The following is a 19,400-nucleotide window of genomic DNA, read 5'->3' on the forward strand; positions in this document are numbered from 1 at the left end:
AATATAAAATCTACCTTTTCAAGGAGGAAATAATCATGGCAGTTAAAGTTGGTATTAACGGATTTGGAAGAATCGGGCGCGTTGTTTTCCGTGCAGCTCTTAAAAACCCTAACGTAGAGGTTGTAGCAGTAAATGACCTTACAGATGCAAACATGCTGGCACACCTTTTAAAATACGATTCCGTACACGGAACTCTAAATGAAGAAGTAACAGTTGACGGCGATTATCTTGTTGTTGGCGGCCATAAAGTAAAAGTTATTGCAGAGCGCGATCCTGCTCAATTAGGATGGGGAGATCTTGGCGTAGAAGTAGTAGTAGAATCTACTGGACGTTTCACAAAGCGTGCTGACGCTGCGAAACATCTTGAAGCTGGTGCTAAGAAAGTAATCATCTCAGCTCCTGCATCTGACGAAGATATCACAGTTGTTATGGGTGTTAACCACGAGAAATATGATGCTGCAAACCATCATGTAATCTCTAATGCTTCTTGTACAACAAACTGCCTGGCTCCATTTGCAAAAGTATTGAACGACAGCTTCGGCATCAAACGCGGTATGATGACAACTGTTCACTCATATACAAATGACCAGCAAATCCTTGACTTGCCTCACAAGGACTACCGCCGTGCACGTGCAGCAGCAGAAAACATCATTCCTACAACTACTGGAGCTGCAAAAGCAGTATCTCTAGTATTGCCTGAACTAAAAGGCAAATTGAACGGTGGAGCTATGCGTGTTCCAACTCCAAACGTTTCTCTTGTAGACCTTGTTGCTGAGCTTGACAAAGACGTAACTGCTGAAGAAGTAAACAATGCTCTTAAAGCAGCTGCTGAAGGCGATCTGAAAGGCATCCTTGCATACAGCGAAGAGCCATTAGTATCTGGAGACTACAACGGAAACCCTGCATCTTCTACAATCGATGCACTTTCTACTATGGTTATGGAAGGCAACATGGTAAAAGTAATCTCTTGGTATGATAACGAATCTGGTTACTCTAACCGTGTAGTTGACCTTGTTGATTACATCGCTCAAAAAGGACTTTAATTTTCACAAAAATATTCGTTTTGCGAAGCATTCATAAGATGAATTTTTTCTCCGGAAAAACACCTCAACTTGTTGGATATTCAATTCGCTAACGTCTATAATGGATAAGGGTAAAAGGGGAGCAGGGAAACATTCCCTCTCCCTTTTGTTTTAAGTAAAACTATTTAACCGGGATGGTGCTTAGCTCCGGAACCTGGAGGCTTGAGGTCTATGAGCCGTCAGGCAAGGAGCTTCCGCTTTTCTGGTAAGGAGGTCCTTTTGCTATGAACAAAAAAAGCGTTAAAGATGTGGAGTTAAAAGGTAAGCGTGTATTCTGCCGGGTTGATTTCAATGTTCCCATGAAAGAGGGACAGGTAACAGATGAGACTCGCATCAAAGCAGCTCTTCCAACGATCGAATACTTGATGAACCAGGGTGCAAAAGTAATTTTAGCCAGCCATTTGGGCCGTCCGAAGGGTTCAGTTGTTGAAGAATTGCGTTTAACACCAGTAGCAAAGCGTTTGTCCGAGCTTCTTGGCAAAGAAGTAAAGAAGGCGGATGAAGCATATGGCGATTCTGTAAAAGCTATGGTTGACGCGTTAAGTGAAGGCGAGGTTCTTCTCCTTGAAAACGTGCGTTTCTATGCTGGCGAGGAAAAGAATGATCCTGAACTTGCAAAGGCATTTGCTGAGCTTGCAGATGTCTATGTAAATGATGCATTCGGAGCAGCACACCGTGCGCATGCTTCAACGGAAGGAATTGCGCATCATCTTCCTGCCGTATCAGGACTCCTGATGGAAAAAGAACTTGATGTACTTGGAAAAGCTCTTTCAAATCCTGAACGCCCATTTACAGCTATTATCGGCGGTGCAAAGGTGAAAGATAAGATTGGCGTAATCGAAAACCTTCTTGAAAAGGTAGACAACCTGATCATTGGCGGAGGGTTGGCTTATACATTTGTAAAAGCAAACGGCCATGAAGTAGGAAAGTCACTATTAGAAGAAGATAAAATTGACCTTGGCAAATCGTTTATGGAAAAAGCGAAAGAAAAAGGCGTGAACTTCTACATGCCTGTTGATGTCGTTGTGGCAGACGATTTTTCTGAAGAGGCCAATATTAAAACTGTAGCAATCGAAGAAATTCCTTCTGATTGGGAAGCACTTGATATCGGACCTAAAACACGCGATATCTACAGCGATGTAATCCAGAATTCAAAGCTTGTTATCTGGAACGGACCAATGGGTGTATTCGAATTAAATAAATTTGCAGGCGGTACAAGAGCAGTGGCTGAGGCTTTAGCAGAAGCAAATGATACATATTCAGTCATTGGCGGCGGCGATTCTGCAGCTGCAGTTGAAAAATTCCATCTTGCAGACCGCATGAGCCATATCTCAACAGGCGGAGGCGCTTCCCTTGAGTTTATGGAAGGAAAAGCCCTGCCTGGTGTAGTTGCTTTAAACGATAAATAATATTGGTGACAGGCACCACCCGAAATTTGTCGAATATAGGACACTAATAAAAATGCATGAAAGGACGTGCAACATGCGTAAACCAATTATCGCAGGAAACTGGAAAATGCATAAAACACTTCCGGAAGCGAAAGTCTTTCTTGAAGAAATTAACGGCTTAGTTCCTGGGAAGGAGCAGGTAGATACAGTTGTATGTGCTCCTGCCTTATTCCTTGAGCGTCTTGTCGAAAACTCAAAGGATTCAGATGTTGAAATCGGCGCCCAGAACATGCACTTTGAAGAAAACGGCGCTTTTACAGGTGAAATCAGCCCTGTGGCACTTGAAGATCTTGGGGTGAAATACGTAATCCTTGGCCATTCAGAACGCCGTGAGATGTTTAATGAGACTGATGAGGCTGTTAATAAAAAGACCTTGGCTGCATTCAAACACAACTTAACTCCAATCGTTTGTGTCGGTGAATCGCTAGAACAGCGGGAAAACGGCGAAACAATGGATCTTGTAGGCTCACAGGTTGAGAAGGCGTTAAATGGCTTAACTGAAGAGCAGGTAAAGCAGACTGTTATTGCATATGAGCCAATCTGGGCAATCGGAACTGGCAAATCTTCAACTTCAGCAGATGCGAATGAGGTATGTGCACATATCCGCTCTGTTGTTGCTAAGCAATTTTCACAGGCTGCGGCAGATGCAGTCCGCATTCAGTACGGCGGCAGCGTAAAGCCTGCAAACATTAAAGAATATATGAGCCAGCCTGATATTGATGGAGCTCTTGTTGGCGGCGCAAGCTTACAGCCTACAGACTTTCTTCAATTATTGGAGGCAGGCAAGAATGAGTAAATCTCCAGTTGCATTAATCATCTTAGATGGTTTCGCATTGCGGGGCGAGCGGATGGGAAATGCCGTTGCCCAGGCAAAGAAGCCAAACTTCGAACGTTACTGGAATACCTACCCTAACGCAACGCTGACAGCAAGCGGCGAAGCAGTAGGTCTTCCGGAAGGGCAAATGGGAAACTCGGAAGTAGGACATTTAAACATCGGTGCAGGCCGGATTGTATATCAGAGTTTAACAAGAGTGAACGTGGCCATTCGTGAAGGACAGTTTGAGAAAAACGAAACGTTCCGTTCTGCGATTGATCATGTGAAAAAGAATGGCACGGATCTTCATTTGATGGGACTTCTTTCAGATGGAGGCGTACACAGCCATATCCAGCACTTATTTGCGCTCCTTCGTATGGCTGCTGAGGAAGGCGTGAAGAATGTCTATGTTCATGGATTCCTGGATGGACGTGATGTTGGCCCGCAAACCGCAGCAGGCTATATTAAAGAAGCGCAGGAAAAAATGAAAGAATACGGAGTCGGCGAATTTGCGACGATTTCCGGCCGCTATTATTCCATGGACCGCGACAAACGCTGGGAGCGTGTTGAGAAGTCTTACCGTTCCATGGTGTATGGCGATGGCCCTGCTTATAGCGATCCCATGGATTTAGTTGAAGATAACTATAAAAATGGTATCTTTGATGAGTTCGTCATTCCATCTGTCATTACTGCAGAAGATGGGAAGCCGGTTGCAACAATTAAGAAGGATGATGCAGTTATTTTCTATAACTTCCGTCCGGACAGGGCAATACAGATTTCGAATACTTTTACAAATAAAGACTTCCGCTCCTTTGATAGAGGGCCTGGACATCCTGAAAACTTATATTTCGTATGTTTGACCCACTTCAGTGAAACGGTTGACGGATATGTTGCCTTCAAACCGACAAACCTTGATAATACCCTGGGTGAGGTTTTAGCGCAAAACGGAAAAACACAGCTCCGCATTGCAGAGACAGAGAAATACCCTCATGTAACGTTCTTTATGAGCGGCGGACGGGAAGAGAAATTCCCTGGCGAAGAGAGGATCCTGATTGACTCACCGAAAGTAGCTACCTATGACCTTAAGCCTGAAATGAGTGCTTATGAAGTGACGGACGCGTTGCTGAAGGAAGTGGAAGCTGACAATTTCGATGCAATCATCCTGAACTTTGCCAACCCGGACATGGTGGGGCACTCAGGCATGCTTGAGCCAACGATTAAGGCGGTTGAAACGGTTGACGAATGCCTTGGCAAAATTGTTGACCTGATTATTTCAAAAGGCGGAAAAGCGATCATCACAGCTGACCACGGAAATGCCGATGAGGTGGTTACGCTAGAAGGCGGCCCGATGACTGCCCACACAACAAACCCGGTTCCAGTCATCGTCACACAGGACGGCGCAGAACTCCGTACAGACGGAATTTTAGGAGACCTTGCTCCAACAGTTCTGGACCTGCTTGGACTGGAAAAACCGGCTGAAATGACAGGAACCTCATTACTGAAAAAATAACTGGTGACAGGCACCACCCGAATATTGTCGATTACAATTTTTTATCATAAAGGAGAGAATTACTATGCCATTTATCGAACAAGTATATGCACGTGAAGTATTGGATTCACGCGGTAACCCAACAGTTGAAGTTGAAGTTTTAACAGAATCAGGATTCTTTGGACGCGCGATTGTTCCTTCTGGAGCATCAACTGGTGAGCACGAAGCAGTAGAACTTCGTGACGGCGACAAGTCCCGTTATCTTGGAAAAGGTGTTCAAAAAGCAGTAGACAACGTGAACAACCTGATTGCAGAAGCTGTAATCGGCTTGGATGTAACAGACCAGGTTGGCATCGACCGCACAATGATCGCGTTAGATGGAACTGAAAACAAAGGAAAGCTTGGCGCAAACGCAATCCTTGGCGTATCCATGGCTTGTGCACATGCAGCTGCTGAGTCTGTAGGACTTCCTTTATACCGTTACCTTGGAGGCTTCAACGCGAAGCAGCTTCCAACACCAATGATGAACATCATCAACGGCGGATCTCATGCTGACAACAACGTGGACTTCCAGGAATTCATGATCATGCCTGTAGGAGCTCCTACTTTCAAGGAAGCCATCCGCATGGGTGCTGAAGTATTCCATTCATTGAAAAAAGTTTTATCTGGCAAAGGTCTTAATACTGCTGTAGGTGACGAAGGCGGATTCGCTCCTAACCTTGGTTCTAACCGTGAAGCTCTTGAAGTTATCATCGAAGCAATCTCTAACGCTGGCTACGAAGCTGGCAAAGACATCTATCTTGCAATGGATGTTGCTTCTTCTGAGTTCTACAACAAAGAAACTGGCAAATACGATCTTGCAGGCGAAGGCCGCACTGGTTTAACTTCAGAAGATATGGTTAACTTCTACGAAGAGCTTGTAAACGAGTTCCCTATCATCTCAATTGAAGATGGTCTTGACGAAAACGACTGGGAAGGCCATAAGCTATTAACTGATCGCATCGGCGGAAAAGTTCAGCTTGTTGGTGACGACTTGTTCGTTACTAACACGAAGAAGCTTGCTCAAGGAATCGAGCAGGGAGTAGGCAACTCAATCCTGATCAAAGTAAACCAAATCGGTACATTAACAGAAACGTTCGAAGCAATCGAAATGGCGAAGCGTGCCGGCTACACTGCAGTTGTATCCCACCGTTCAGGTGAAACAGAAGATGCGACAATCGCTGACATCGCTGTTGCAACAAACGCTGGCCAGATCAAAACTGGTTCAATGTCCCGTACTGACCGTATCGCTAAATACAACCAGCTTCTTCGCATCGAAGACGAGCTTGGCGACTTAGCTGTATACGATGGCTTAAAATCTTTCTATAACTTGAGCAAGTAATCTTGCTTGTGCAGCCGTCCCGGGTGGGGCGGCTGCTTTTTTGATGGTTTGGTCAAGACTGCCTGAACACACAAAAAAAGATTTTATTTTCAGCTCTTGTGCGAACCTCAAAATCTTATTGTGAATACCACCAAAATGTGATAAATTAAGAATAATGTGATTGTACGTTTTCAGGAGGTGGCTTCATGCATACATTATTGATTACCCTTTTAGTCATTGTTTCGATTGGCCTTATTGTAGTTGTACTCCTTCAATCTGGTAAAAGCGCAGGTCTATCCGGTGCGATTTCAGGGGGAGCAGAGCAGCTTTTTGGAAAGCAAAAAGCACGCGGTATTGATCTGGTTCTTCACCGCATCACGGTTGTTCTTTCTGTCTTATTCTTTGTGCTTACTGTGTTAGTTTCTTATTTTGCGATATAAATGAACGCAGCGCCTGGCCTTCAGAAGGTCAGGCTTTTATTTTTCTTCGGCAGTTTTGGCTAAGAAAGCTTTTTATTGGCATGTTCCCCCGCTGTTTGCTAAAAATAAGGAATGCAGGTTCAATCAAACGTTTGATTAATAAAATTATAGGAATCATAAGGTAAAAGGAGTTTTATCAATGAGAGTTGTTGCACCAAAACCGTTTACATTTGGAGATGGAAAAAGAGCAGTCCTGCTGCTGCATGGTTTTACCGGAAATACAGCAGATGTCAGAATGATGGCAAGGTTTCTTGAAACGAAGGGCTACACATGCCATGCACCGCAATATAAGGGGCATGGGGTTCCGCCCGAAGAGCTTGTTCATACAGGCCCGGAAGACTGGTGGAAAGATGTGATGGAAGGGTACGAATTTCTGAAAAATAAGGGGCATAAAGAAATTGCAGTGGCCGGACTTTCACTTGGCGGCGTATTTTCCCTTAAATTGGGTTACACTGTACCTGTAAAGGGTATTGTCCCGATGTGCGCACCTATGTACATAAAAAGCGAAGAAGTCATGTATGAAGGAATTCTGAGCTACGCAAGAGAATATAAAAGACTTGAAGGAAAGACGGAAGACCAAATTGAGCAGGAAATGGAAGAATTCCAGAAAACACCGATGAATACATTAAAGGCACTCCAGGAGCTGATCGCGGATGTGCGCAATCATGTGGATATGATTTACTCCCCGACATTTGTTGTTCAGGCACGACATGACCATATGATCAACACGGACAGCGCGAATATCATTTTTAATGAAGTGGAGAATGACCTAAAGCAGCTCAAGTGGTACGAAGAATCCGGCCACGTCATTACTCTTGATAAAGAGCGTGACCAGCTGCATGAAGATGTATATGAGTTTTTAGAAAAGCTTGAGTGGGAAGAATAATAACAAAAGAAAATCTCCCTGAGGAGGGATGAAGATATGGAAAATAATATACAACAGCTGATCGACAAGCTGCTTCATTATATGAAGGATGAAGCCTATAAGCCATTGACGGTCCAGGAGCTGGAAGCCGCATTTGGAATAGAGGATTCCACAGGCTTCAAAGATTTCGTTAAGGCGCTTGTTGTCATGGAGGAAAAAGGGCTTGTCGTCAGAACGAGAAGCAATCGCTATGGCCTGCCTGAAAAAATGAACCTGATCCGCGGGAAGCTTTCCGGCCATGCAAAGGGATTTGCGTTTGTCATTCCGGAAGAGCAGGGAATGGATGATATATTTATCCCGCCCAATGAAACGAATAATGCCTTAAATGGAGATATTGTTCTCGCGCGTGTGACGTCTGAGAGTTCCGGCCAGAGGCGGGAAGGCACGATTGTCCGCATCTTAGAGCGCGGTGTGACACAAATTGTTGGAACGTATACGGAAAGCAAGCACTTTGGTTTTGTTATCCCGGATGACAAAAAGTTTGCCAGCGATATTTTTATCCCCAAAGCAGCATCAAAAGGTGCGGTTGAAGGGCATAAGGTCGTTGTGAAACTGACCACTTATCCAGAAGGCAGAAAGAGTGCAGAAGGAGAAGTGATCGACATACTTGGGCATAAAAACGACCCCGGTGTGGATATTCTCTCTGTTATTCACAAGCATGGCCTTCCGCTTGAGTTTCCTGATGAGGTGCTTAAGCAGGCTGAAGAAACGCCGGATACAATTGATCCAAGTGAGCTTGAAAACCGCCGTGACTTGAGAAATGAAGTTATTGTCACAATAGACGGTGCGGATGCAAAGGATCTTGATGATGCAGTAATGGTTAAAAAACTGGATAACGGCAATTACAAGCTTGGCGTTCATATTGCCGATGTCACATACTATGTCCGTGAGGATTCCCCGATTGACAGGGAAGCGGAAGAGCGGGCAACCTCTGTGTATTTAGTGGACCGGGTAATCCCGATGATCCCGCATCGCTTATCAAATGGCATTTGTTCATTGAATCCGAAAGTGGACCGGCTTACCCTTTCTTGTGAGATGGAAATCACATCGGATGGGGAAGTGGTCAACCACGAGATTTTCCAGAGTGTGATTAAAACAACGGAACGAATGACTTATTCAGATGTGAATAAGATCTTAGAAGAGCAGGACGAAGAACTTATCAACAGGTACCAGCCGCTTGTGCCGATGTTCGAACTGATGAAGGAACTTTCACTAATCCTGCGAAAAAAGAGAATGCATCGAGGAGCCATCGACTTTGATTTTAAAGAAGCGAAGGTCATTGTGGATGAAGAGGGCAACCCGACAGAAGTCGCATTGCGCGAGCGCTCGATTGCAGAGCGCCTGATTGAAGAGTTTATGCTCGCAGCCAATGAAACGGTTGCTGAGCACTTCCATTGGATGGAAGTACCGTTCATTTACCGTATCCATGAAGATCCAAAAGAAGATAAGCTTAGAAGATTTTTTGAGTTTATTACAAACTTCGGCTATATCGTAAAAGGAACAGCTAATTCCGTTCACCCGCGTGCCCTACAGGGAATCATTGAAGAGGTTCAGGGAAAACCGGAAGAAATGGTTGTCAGCACAGTGATGCTGCGTTCTATGCAGCAGGCTAAATACTTTGAAGAGAGCCTTGGGCACTTCGGGTTATCAACAGAGTTTTACACACACTTCACATCACCGATCCGCCGTTACCCGGACTTAATTGTCCACAGACTTATCCGCACCTACTTAATTGAAGGCAAGCTGGATCAGGCGACAAGGGAAAAATGGAATGTACAGCTGCCTGATATTGCCGAGCACTCTTCCAATATGGAGCGCCGAGCAGTTGAAGCAGAACGGGAAACAGATGAACTGAAGAAAGCGGAATATATGGCTGATAAAATCGGCGAGGAATATGATGGGATCATCAGCTCTGTTACAAACTTTGGCATGTTTGTTGAGCTTCCAAACACGATTGAAGGACTTATTCATGTCAGCTATATGACAGACGATTATTACCGCTATGACGAGCGCCAGATGGCGATGATCGGGGAGCGTACAGGCAATGTCTACCGCATTGGCGACGAGATTACAGTCCGTGTCGTTAATGTAAACAAAGATGAACGCTCGATTGATTTCGAAATCGTCGGCATGAAGGGAACCCGCAGACGGGAAACCCGGGAAGCGCCAAAAGTGTTCAAGACTGGCAGCACCGAGAAAAAGCCGCGCAGAGGGAAGTCTGATCAGGGCAAAGGAAACAGTTCAGGCGGCCCAAGAAAGAAAAAAGAGAAAAAGCATTACGAAAATGCGCCAAAAGCAAAGCGGAAGAAAAAGAAGCGGTAAAAGCGGGAGGGCCTTAAAGGCTCTCTCTTTCCTTCCCGGCAGGGCTCCTCGTTGAGAGGGGCACGCAATTTTGCTATAATAGAGGAACCGCTAGAGAACGGATGCTGCATTTCCTGATAACAGGAAAGGGGAGCAAAGGGGGATTCAACATGCCAAAAGGAACTGGCAAAATGGTTGCGCAAAATAAAAAGGCCTATCATGACTATGCTATAGAAGAAACATATGAAGCGGGAATTGTTCTGCAGGGGACGGAGATTAAATCGATCCGAGCGGGCAAGGTGAACCTGAAGGACTCATATGCCAGAATTCAAAACAATGAAATCTATCTTTTCGGCATGCATGTCAGTCCTTATGAGCAGGGAAACCGCTACAATCACGATCCGCTAAGGACCAGAAAGCTTCTACTTCACAAAAAAGAAATCAGCAAGCTGATTGGTGAGTCGAAGGAAGTCGGCTACTCGATCGTTCCATTAAAAATGTACCTCAAGAATGGTTATGCAAAAGTTTTAATTGGCCTGGCAAGGGGTAAAAAGAAATATGACAAGCGTGAGGATCTGAAGAAGAAAGAAGCCAAGCGTGAAGTTGAGCGTGCTTTCCGCGAAAGGCAGAAAATGTAAATCCAGAACCTTACAATTGAAAAATTTGCTCAGTGTGCTATAATAGTAATTGTCACAGCGAGTGACACAAACTTTAGCTCATCTATTTCGAGCTTATCCGAACGTCAGCGTGCTGAATAAGATTCGGCGCAGACCTATTATAATGGGGACGCTACGGATTCGACAGGGATAGTTCGAGCTTAGGTTGCGAGTCGAGGGGATCGGCCTCGTTAAAACGTCAAAGCCTATAACTGGCAAAACTCAAAACAACTTCGCTTTAGCTGCCTAATAGGCCTTTAGCGGTTCGCCCCTCCATCGCCCATGTGGTAGGGTAGCGGACTCACTCTTAGTGGGCTACGCCGGATTCCACCGCCTGAGGATGAAGGAAGAGAACAACCAGGCTAGCTGGCCGGACGCCCGTCGATAGGCATAAGGATCAGTGAATCGCGAATATATCGACTACACTCGTAGAAGCTTAAGTGCCGATATTTCTGGACGTGGGTTCGATTAATTATTAGTCGCCTTGTGTGGCAACACACAAGTGAAAATTCGGCTTTATCGGTGAAACCTAAGTCGCCTGACTGGCGATAAGGCAATGCCGAGCGGTATGTGGAGCAATCCAACAGCCGTGTATCGACTTATAGGCTGCCACAGAAGTGGTAGTACTAGGATGCGAAATCCTGCCTGATCTCAGGTAAATATATATTTCGCATAATACGCCGAAGGACCTGTTAAGACAGGTTCAAGATATAGTCAGTGCCATGACGAAAGCATGGAAGTGCACGTCCCACCGTCTCCACCAAATACATATTTGGTGGTTTTTTATTTGTCTTTTAATGTAAAGCATAAGTTTTCCTTTTGGAAAGCTTATGCTTTAATTTATTTTTCGGAGTAACTAATTCCTTATTAAGCTGAAGAGCCAATGTATCAAAGGATTGCCGCACCTCTTTAAAATTCAGGTTAGTAAAAGGAAATTATGGAAAAGCACATAGAGTTTGTCCAATACATACGGATAAATAAGGTTGAACTATGTAGGAGGGAAATGTTAATGTATGAAAATTATTATTATGGCAACCAAATACCCATGTATAGACAAAGAATTACGAAGGAACAAGCTCAAGAAATTGCCCTTAAAAATGTACCGGGAAAAATTCAACATGTAGATATGGATTTAGAAAATGGTGTCTTAGTTTATGAAGTTTTCATTTTAACACCCGATAACAGAATATTCGAGGTAGAGATTATTGCAAAAACAGGAAAAGTATTAAAGATTGAAGAAGAAAATGATTTTGATTAATACTCCCCTATAGGCTGGACTTTAGGTTTAAATTGCATCCGGCATTCATTTTATATTCAAGAGGAGTGAAGAAAGGCAGCCTTTGCTGCCTTTTAGTATGACTGTTTTTATATCTTAAAAAAATCTTCTTCAAATAAAATCTTCTGTTTTAACTTATTTACATTATATTTTCCATTTCTGGGAGTTACTCTATCATAATTATCAAGGATCCAAAAAGCCCGATTTCTCTTTTTGTCCACTCTTAAATAAGGTGATATTTGTTTTAACAAGTACATAACTTTTTCCTTTTGTTTTATATTCAAAGAAAAGGAATTTTTGTGAATACCTGGCTTGTAATTCTTTTTATTTATAATTGTCCCGCCTGCTAATGTTTGTAAATAGTCTAACAGCTCCTTATCAGTAGATGCTATAGTTATGCAAGGTCGGCGATGCTCACTCGCATGCATTCTGGTTAGAGTAATTGTTCCTTCACCATCGATAATTCCTGCAATATAAGCTGCTTCAAAACTTTCCATTTCCCATCCCCCAGTGTAAAATAAGAATGTACGTTCCCTTTTTGGGTATAACATAACTTTCTCTGTTTATTAATAAAAAATTCAGATAATTGGTTGACTTTCCCAATAGTGATGGTAGATAATACTTCTGAGTAATATAATGCAGACGGAGCTGTTATTTATGGGGCACAGAGGACGGAAAATAGGAGCCAGCGGGGAGCAGAGCCGCGCATTGCTTCTTGAAGTTGCCGCGGAGGAATTTGCGCAGAAAGGCTATTTTCATACAAAAATCAGCGATATTGTGAAAAGGGCAGGTTTGACACAGCCTTCTTTTTACCTTTACTTTGAAAGCAAAGATGCTATTTTCCAGGAGCTTGTCGACCTGTTTCGCAGACGGATTTCTGAGCTTACTTCCAGGAGCCGCGTGGAAACAGGTGTTGATTTGTCATCATTGCCTGAACGAATAACCTCAGGTCTGTCTGCTATCTTTTCATTTTTTAGGGAAAATCAGCATTTGACCCGCATCGGATTTTTTATGGCTTCGGATGCCGACGAATTTAAGGAGATACTTGCTGGTCAAATTGAAGCCAACCTCTTGTCAGAGCAGCAGGCAGGATACTTCAGGGAAGATATTGATATGGGAACTGTCGCAGAGAGTCTGACGGGGATTATTGAACGTCTGACATTAACCAGATTATTTAAAGGGATAAAGGCTCCAGAAGATTTAGCAAAAGAAGTTGTCCATTTATTCCTATATGGAATGATTAATAAAAGCAGCACTCAATGAAGACTTCTTAGGGGAACAGAATCTTTACGGGAGAGTGGAAAAGGGAATGGAAACCTGTGAGGGGAAAATTGATAAAGAATGGGTAGAGCTCATATTGACAGCCAAACAGCTGGGGTTAACAATTGAGGAAATACAGGACTTTATTAAACAATCCAAAAGTGGGTCTAATAAAGGCAGGATTCAGGAAAAATCATAAATAGCTTGATTATCCTGCGATTAATGGGAAGGATAGGATCAATGCGGAGACTTTGGGTATTGGGTGCATTTACAGGATTGCTATCTGGTATTTTTCTGGGGTTATTCTTGAAAATGATTGAGATATCCACTGGTATAAAAGTGTACACATTGCTATTAAATGTGGATTACTTTCCGATTTTAAAAAACTATCATTTTCCCGAATTAATCGAATTTGGATTTCATCTGATCATTTCAGTTATAGTGGCAATCAGCTTATTATTAATAATAAAAAAATACCGCTGGAACAGGACCCGAATCATCGTCCGTACATTATTCATCACCTTTTCCATAGGAGTTCTGCTTTATCCGACAACTGCATTATCCGATCGAACCCCTGAACTTACATCTTTACCTGCCCTATTTTTCTGGCTTCTAGGCCATCTGTTATATGGTCTGCTGCTTTCTTTGCTGTTTATAAAAAAGGGGAATTCTTACTGAATTAGGGATAAAGGTCTTTTAATCCTTGTTAATATGTTTTATAGTGTTAGTAAAGATACGTCTAATTAGGTGATGGAGTTCACCTTTAACCGCCTTTTGGCTAATGACTCCTGTCAGTTATGTGGTAACTGGCAGGAGTCTTTTTGTTTTGGGTAAACTAAGGGAAATGGAGGGTTCTGGATGGTTTATATACTGGTTGGCGCAGCAGGGTTTTTAGGTGCCGCATTACGTTACAGCATGGGTGTTTTTCTTTTTCAGGAAAGTGCCGTTTTTCCTTTCGCCACTTTGACGGTTAATCTTCTGGGAAGTTTTCTCCTGGCTTGGCTGACGACGGGGCTGATGGTTCGTTTTTCTTTGCCGGCTCATATAAAAACAGCACTCGGAACTGGTTTTGTGGGATCCTTTACCACCTTTTCAACATTAAGCGTTGAAACGGCAGCACTCTTTCTCGATGGAAAAACAGCCCTGGCCGTTTTGTATATCGCAGCCAGCATCATTGGCGGATTATGGATGAGCCGATTGGGTTTTAGGGTCAGGAAAGGAGAAGAAACGGGATGAGTTCATTTCATATTCTTCTAGTGGGGATAGGCGGTTTCTTTGGAGCGATTTCCCGGCTTTGGGTCAGTCAGTTTATTAGTAAAAGGTTGGTGTCGGTTTTCCCTGCTGCCACGCTCATAATTAATTTAATGGGTTCACTCTTTCTCGGAATCATGGTGGGCTCAGGGATAAAAGGCAGCCTTATAATGCTGCTTGGCACAGGATTTATGGGGGCTTTCACTACTTTTTCTACCTTTAAGCTGGAAGCGATACAGCTGCACATGGAGAAAAGGAAAAAGGAGTTTATTCTATATAATATATTGAGTTATGGCGGAGGAATTCTTTTGGCTTTTCTCGGTATTGAACTGGGAATGCTCCTCGGATGAAGAGAAGGTTTTTCCAATGCGTTTTTTAGGGAATATCGTATGATAACCTGTCTTACAGAATTATGTTATGATAACAAATAGCATCAAGGAGGTTATTCATATGTTCTGGGAGACTTACATGAAAGAAGATATATTAGTGGACTTGGGAATATCAATTGGAATTTTCCTGCTGTTTTTAATTTTTCGGAAGCTTTTTGCCAAATATGTATTTACACTATTATTAAGGCTTAGCAGAAAAGCCCCAAATGACTTTTTCTCACACGTATTTGTTTCATTCCAAAAGCCGATTCAGTTTTTATTCATTATTATAGGAATCTATGTTTCTGTTGGTTATTTTCCTTATCTGAATCAGCATAATTCACTGTTCCTGGATATTATTAGAGCATCTGTCATTATCATGCTCACATGGGGCTTGTACAATATGGCATCGGCATCTTCAGCCCTTTTCACAAGCCTAAAGGTTAAGTACGATCTGGAAATTGATGATATTCTCATTCCGTTCATTTCAAAGGCATTGAGATTCGTAATTGTGGCTATTAGCATCAGCATTGTTGCTCAAGAATTTAACTATGATGTGAATGGTTTTGTGGCAGGACTCGGGTTAGGCGGAGTTGCCATTGCTTTTGCCGCTAAGGACGTACTTGGCAATTTGTTAGGCGGCTTCGTCATTATTACCGAAAAGCCGTTCACAATCGGTGAGTGGATTATGACACCAAGTGTCGAGGGAACCGTTGAAGACATTTCTTTTCGAAGCACCAGGGTTAGAACCTTCTCCCAGGCGCTTGTTACTGTTCCTAATGCAACTTTAGCAAATGAATCCATTACCAACTGGAGCAAAATGGGGAAGAGGCAAATCAGTTTCAGATTGCGTGTTACCCATGATACAACCAAAGATCAATTGGCAAATGTCGTCGGGCAGATTGAGTATCTGTTAAAAAATCATCCGGATATTCATCCGGAAACCATTCTTGTTACTTTTGACGACTACAAAGAAAATGGGCTCGATATCTTCCTTTACTTCTTCACCAAAACGACAAATTGGGGCGAATTCCTTAAAATTAAGGAAGAAATCAATTTTGAGATCATGGACATTCTTGAAAATGAGCGTGTTTATGTTGCTATGCCAAGCAGGAAGTTGTATTTAGACCCTGATGGGGAAAATCAGCTGAAAAAAGATTCCAGGGTGAGACAGGAATCGTAATATATAAGAAGGCGGACCTTGAGTCCGCCTTCTTATTATGAAAATATCTTATTCCATTGTTCGGCCTTCGCTAATGCTAAAGAATCTTCTTTCACTTCTTCCGGCTTTACTCCGCTCCCGATGATATAGTCCGCAAATTCCATCCCGACAAAATCAAAAATGTATTGAAATTGCTGAACAAGAGGAAGTCCTTTTACTTTCGCACTGCTGCCGCCGGTAATAACAACGTAAGCTTTCTTCTTTGCCAGCTCTTCTTTCAGATTAAAGCGCTCATCCCTTAGATACTGTGACCAGCGATCAAAGAAATCCTTCATGGGGCCGCTCATTCCATACCAATATAAAGGGGTGGCGAATACGAAAACATCATGTGTCAGCATGTGTTTCACTAATTGTTCATAGTCGTCATTAACCGTTGTAAAGCCGCCATCTGCATGCCTTTTATCCACAATCGGTTCGATATGCAGGTCTGCTAATTTTACCAGGGTGTAATCAGTCCCTTCCACAATCCTCTTTGCCAAATACTCTGAGTTCCCATTTTCTCTGGTACTGCCCAGCAAAGCCAATACTTTCATTGAAATCTCTCCTTCGACTATCTCTTTGTATGAATTTTACATAAAAATATTTGTGGAAGCAAAAAAAGCATCTTTACATAAGTGTTAATTCATTTTTACATTCTATTAATCTCTCATTTACATTAGGATTCTATACTACTACGTGTAAGTTAACAAAGGGAGGTTCATAGAATGAAATATAAGAAATTTACAAAAAAGACGCTTCCAATCCTTGCTGCTTCTGCAGTTGCGCTTGGCGGACTTATGGGTTCAGTACAGCAAACAGAAGCTAAAGGACAATCAGATAAAAGAGAAATCAAAAATGTTATTTTCCTTATCGGCGACGGGATGGGCGTCTCCTACACGTCTGCATTCCGCTATTTAAAAGACGATCCCACCACAAAATTTGTTGAACGTACTGAGTTAGATAAATATTTGGTTGGCCAGCAAATGACTTACCCTGAAGATCCTGAACAAAATGTAACTGACTCTGCCTCTGCAGCGACAGCGATGTCTGCGGGTATTAAAACATATAACAATGCCATTGCTGTTGATAATGACGGTTCTGAGGTAAAAACTGTTTTGGAAGCAGCGAAAGAGCAAGGAAAAGCGACTGGTCTTGTAGCTACATCAGAAATTACGCATGCCACTCCTGCCTCATTCGGGTCGCATGACGAAAGCCGGCAGAATATGAATGCCATTGCCGATGATTATTATGATGAACTTATCAATGGCAAGCACAAGGTAGATGTTCTTCTTGGCGGAGGAACTGATCTGCTTGTCCGCAAAGACAGAAACATCGCGGCGGAATTCAAGAAGGACGGTTACAGCTATGTAACAGACCGTAAAGAATTATTGGCAGATAAAAATGAACAAGTCCTTGGTCTGTTTGCAGAACGCGGAATGCCAAAAATGATTGACCGCACAGAAGACACACCTTCATTGAAAGATATGACTGCTTCTGCAATCGAGCGTTTGAACAAAGATAAAGACGGCTTCTTCCTGATGATAGAAGGAAGTCAGGTAGACTGGGCAGGCCATGATAATGACATCGTCAGCGCAATGAGTGAAATGGAAGACTTCGAGAAAGCATTCAAAGCAGCGATCGAGTTTGCCAAGAAGGACAAGCACACCCTTGTTGTGGCAACTGCCGATCATTCAACTGGCGGCTATTCCATCGGTTCAGATGGCAACTACAACTGGTTCAGCGAGCCAGTTAAAGCAGCGAAGCGCACACCAGATTTCATGGCTCAGGAAATTGCCAATGGAGCCGGTGTGGAAGAAACGTTAAAGGAATATATTGATCTTGATTTAAAAGAAGAAGAAATTCAATCTGTTAAAAAAGCTGCTGAAACAAAAAAGGCATCTGACATCGATAATGCCATTGAAGAAATTTTCAACCAGCGCTCCCATACGGGCTGGACAACAGGAGGACATACAGGTGAAGATGTGCCTGTCTACGCATTTGGCCCAGCCAGCGACCGATTTGCAGGGCAAATTGAGAATACTGACCAGGCTAAACTGATCTTTGAGATATTAAAGTCTAAAGTAAAGATTGAAGATAAATAAATTTTTATCTCCCGCTGCTTTCGGAATGCAGCGGGAACTTTTTTACACCAACTGAAGGGGGATCATCATGAAAAAACTAATTACAATGATTACTCTCTTATCCATTGTCCTGTTCGGCTGCTCAAATTCCCCGGAACAGCCTGCTGAGGTTAAGGCAGAAGTTCCGGCGGAAAACGAAACGGTGAAAAATTATGCCCCAAACCCTCAGGTTCCGGACGACCGGCAGCTGTGGAAAGAAGGGAAGACTCACATAGATGAAAAAGGTGAAATCACGTTAAAAAAAGCAAAAACTGTAGACGGAAATTATAAGATTGGCCCAATCGAAATGAAAATAACTGATGCCAAAGTGATGCATCTGAAGCCTGACTACAGTCTGGTAGACTATTTTCACACCTTGACCCATGACGAGGAATTCGATTTTGTTAAGGTTTTTGTGCAAATAAAGAACACCTCTGATCAAAAAGTGAATTTTGCCCCGGCAGCCATCCTGGAAACAAGCGAAGGCGAGCAAATAACCTGGGAGAAAGATATTTATCTTGATGGGCTTAACGAAGAAATGGAGCCTAACGAAACCAAAGCCGGCAATGTTGGCTTTATTATTGAAAAATCGGATCTGAAAAGTATTGAAATAACTACCAGCGACGTGTTTGGTGGTGATAAGAACAAGATTGAAGATGCAGAAAAGATTAAAATCGAATTTTAAGGACAAGGCTCCAGAGATGGGGTCTTTTTTTAGTTTCGCCGATAAGTTCAAACTCAATGAATTAGAAAAACTTCGCTGTTATCGCAAATGAGCAAGGTAAACTTTATTTTATTCCAGTTGATAAAGTTAAATTGACAACAATCCTTCCCTATATTAAAGTTAACTACGTTAATAGTTAAGTAGTTGAACAGTTAAACGATAGAATAATCACACTGTGAGGTGAATATATAAGTGAGTGTGCCAGACATTAAGGATTTGGTCGACCGGTATATTGCCGTTTCTTTTTCTGTTGAGAAAAAGGCTGCGTCACTTGTAAAAAATCAGATTGGCAGCGATCTGACCAATGATCAGCATTTTACTCTGAGGTACATAAATCAGGCAGGTTCCTGTACTTCGTCAGAGCTTGCGGAAGTGTTTGATGTAAAAAAGAGTGCGATCACCGCAATGATTACGCGCATGTGGGAAAAGGGTCTGATTCAACGGACACGTGATGAAAATGATCGCAGGGTAGTCTATCTGACACTTACCGAAAAGGGAAATGAGCTGTACGTCAAAGCAGAAGAAAAGATTCATAATCTTGTAGAGTCACTGATAAACAGATTTGATCAGGCTGAAATCCAGCAGTTCATTGAAACCTTTGAAAAATTGGATAAAGTACTATCACAGTCTACCGGGCAGTAAGACT

The 19,400-nt window shown here is 42.8% G+C and carries 21 protein-coding genes, 1 other RNA gene and 1 riboswitch; of the genes, 20 read left to right on the top strand and 2 right to left on the bottom strand.

The annotated features are described in order from the left end of the window. Positions 1-35 precede the first annotated feature (35 nt). The 11 genes from gap (at position 36) to ACTHRG_RS07445 (ending at position 11,812) form a co-directional block, all read left to right on the top strand. A complete protein-coding gene (gene gap, locus ACTHRG_RS07395; RefSeq protein WP_440230934.1) occupies positions 36-1,043 on the top strand; it encodes a type I glyceraldehyde-3-phosphate dehydrogenase in 1,008 nt (335 codons plus the stop codon). A gap of 263 nt (positions 1,044-1,306) precedes the next feature. Next, positions 1,307-2,491: a phosphoglycerate kinase gene (locus ACTHRG_RS07400; protein WP_440230935.1), complete on the top strand. Its 1,185-nt coding sequence runs from the start codon at positions 1,307-1,309 to the stop codon at positions 2,489-2,491. A 73-nt stretch (positions 2,492-2,564) separates the two neighbouring features. Further along, complete coding sequence (tpiA, locus tag ACTHRG_RS07405; protein WP_440230936.1) at positions 2,565-3,326, top strand: triose-phosphate isomerase; 762 nt, start codon at positions 2,565-2,567, stop codon at positions 3,324-3,326. Continuing rightward, complete coding sequence (gene gpmI / locus ACTHRG_RS07410) at positions 3,319-4,854, top strand: 2,3-bisphosphoglycerate-independent phosphoglycerate mutase (protein ID WP_440230937.1); 1,536 nt, start codon at positions 3,319-3,321, stop codon at positions 4,852-4,854. The genes tpiA and gpmI overlap by 8 nt, the downstream gene beginning before the upstream one ends. Positions 4,855-4,918: 64 nt before the next feature. Then, on the top strand, positions 4,919-6,214 hold the full coding sequence (gene eno, locus ACTHRG_RS07415; RefSeq protein WP_048008419.1) for a phosphopyruvate hydratase: 1,296 nt from the start codon (positions 4,919-4,921) through the stop codon (positions 6,212-6,214). 185 nt (positions 6,215-6,399) lie between these two features. Next, positions 6,400-6,633, top strand: coding sequence for a preprotein translocase subunit SecG (gene secG, locus ACTHRG_RS07420; RefSeq protein ID WP_035329304.1), 234 nt, complete (start codon positions 6,400-6,402; stop codon positions 6,631-6,633). Between the two features lie 178 nt (positions 6,634-6,811). Beyond that, complete coding sequence (locus tag ACTHRG_RS07425; RefSeq protein ID WP_076258930.1) at positions 6,812-7,558, top strand: alpha/beta hydrolase; 747 nt, start codon at positions 6,812-6,814, stop codon at positions 7,556-7,558. A gap of 36 nt (positions 7,559-7,594) precedes the next feature. After that, positions 7,595-9,919, top strand: coding sequence for a ribonuclease R (rnr, locus tag ACTHRG_RS07430; protein ID WP_076258928.1), 2,325 nt, complete (start codon positions 7,595-7,597; stop codon positions 9,917-9,919). A gap of 149 nt (positions 9,920-10,068) precedes the next feature. Beyond that, the gene (gene smpB, locus ACTHRG_RS07435) at positions 10,069-10,536 is read left to right on the top strand and encodes an SsrA-binding protein SmpB (RefSeq protein WP_440230938.1); all 468 of its coding nucleotides are present in this window, start codon (positions 10,069-10,071) and stop codon (positions 10,534-10,536) included. Positions 10,537-10,688: 152 nt separating this feature from the next. After that, positions 10,689-11,025: a transfer-messenger RNA gene (gene ssrA, locus ACTHRG_RS07440) on the top strand. A 538-nt stretch (positions 11,026-11,563) separates the two neighbouring features. Further along, complete coding sequence (locus tag ACTHRG_RS07445; protein WP_076258925.1) at positions 11,564-11,812, top strand: PepSY domain-containing protein; 249 nt, start codon at positions 11,564-11,566, stop codon at positions 11,810-11,812. A gap of 107 nt (positions 11,813-11,919) precedes the next feature. On the opposite strand, the gene ACTHRG_RS07450 is transcribed toward ACTHRG_RS07445, so the two are convergent. Further along, a complete protein-coding gene (locus ACTHRG_RS07450) occupies positions 11,920-12,327 on the bottom strand; it encodes an LAGLIDADG family homing endonuclease (RefSeq protein WP_076258923.1) in 408 nt (135 codons plus the stop codon). 160 nt (positions 12,328-12,487) lie between these two features. On the opposite strand from ACTHRG_RS07450, the gene ACTHRG_RS07455 reads away from it, so the two are divergent. The 6 genes from ACTHRG_RS07455 (at position 12,488) to ACTHRG_RS07480 (ending at position 15,892) form a co-directional block, all read left to right on the top strand. Next, a complete protein-coding gene (locus ACTHRG_RS07455; protein ID WP_440230940.1) occupies positions 12,488-13,093 on the top strand; it encodes a TetR/AcrR family transcriptional regulator in 606 nt (201 codons plus the stop codon). 46 nt (positions 13,094-13,139) lie between these two features. Next, positions 13,140-13,289, top strand: coding sequence for an anti-repressor SinI family protein (locus tag ACTHRG_RS07460; RefSeq protein WP_083675351.1), 150 nt, complete (start codon positions 13,140-13,142; stop codon positions 13,287-13,289). A 41-nt stretch (positions 13,290-13,330) separates the two neighbouring features. Continuing rightward, a complete protein-coding gene (locus ACTHRG_RS07465) occupies positions 13,331-13,768 on the top strand; it encodes a hypothetical protein (protein WP_440230941.1) in 438 nt (145 codons plus the stop codon). A gap of 59 nt (positions 13,769-13,827) precedes the next feature. Continuing rightward, positions 13,828-13,888, top strand: a riboswitch (Fluoride riboswitch). Positions 13,889-13,948: 60 nt separating this feature from the next. Then, complete coding sequence (locus ACTHRG_RS07470) at positions 13,949-14,326, top strand: fluoride efflux transporter FluC (protein ID WP_440230942.1); 378 nt, start codon at positions 13,949-13,951, stop codon at positions 14,324-14,326. Further along, on the top strand, positions 14,323-14,691 hold the full coding sequence (gene crcB / locus ACTHRG_RS07475; RefSeq protein ID WP_440230943.1) for a fluoride efflux transporter CrcB: 369 nt from the start codon (positions 14,323-14,325) through the stop codon (positions 14,689-14,691). Before ACTHRG_RS07470 ends, crcB begins: the two co-directional genes overlap by 4 nt. Before the next feature lie 100 nt (positions 14,692-14,791). Beyond that, entirely contained in the window at positions 14,792-15,892 is a 1,101-nt protein-coding gene (locus ACTHRG_RS07480) for a mechanosensitive ion channel family protein (protein WP_440230944.1), read from the top strand. 35 nt (positions 15,893-15,927) lie between these two features. Here the strand turns inward: ACTHRG_RS07480 and ACTHRG_RS07485 are convergent, their stop codons facing one another. Continuing rightward, positions 15,928-16,464 (bottom strand): flavodoxin family protein, encoded by a 537-nt coding sequence (locus ACTHRG_RS07485; RefSeq protein ID WP_440230945.1) that lies wholly within the window; start codon positions 16,462-16,464, stop codon positions 15,928-15,930. Positions 16,465-16,635: 171 nt separating this feature from the next. Here ACTHRG_RS07485 and ACTHRG_RS07490 point away from each other — a divergent pair, with 171 nt between their 5' ends. The 3 genes from ACTHRG_RS07490 (at position 16,636) to ACTHRG_RS07500 (ending at position 19,396) form a co-directional block, all read left to right on the top strand. Beyond that, positions 16,636-18,012, top strand: a complete 1,377-nt coding sequence (locus ACTHRG_RS07490) for an alkaline phosphatase (protein ID WP_440230946.1) — start codon at positions 16,636-16,638, stop codon at positions 18,010-18,012. Between the two features lie 67 nt (positions 18,013-18,079). Continuing rightward, positions 18,080-18,715 carry a DUF4352 domain-containing protein gene (locus tag ACTHRG_RS07495; protein WP_076258906.1) on the top strand — a complete coding sequence of 212 codons (636 nt, stop codon included), beginning with the start codon at positions 18,080-18,082 and terminating at the stop codon, positions 18,713-18,715. A gap of 231 nt (positions 18,716-18,946) precedes the next feature. After that, entirely contained in the window at positions 18,947-19,396 is a 450-nt protein-coding gene (locus tag ACTHRG_RS07500; RefSeq protein ID WP_076258903.1) for a MarR family winged helix-turn-helix transcriptional regulator, read from the top strand. Positions 19,397-19,400 lie beyond the last annotated feature (4 nt).

This window comes from Cytobacillus sp. SAFR-174 (assembly GCF_051964675.1).
Lineage (GTDB): Bacteria > Bacillota > Bacilli > Bacillales > Cytobacillaceae > Cytobacillus.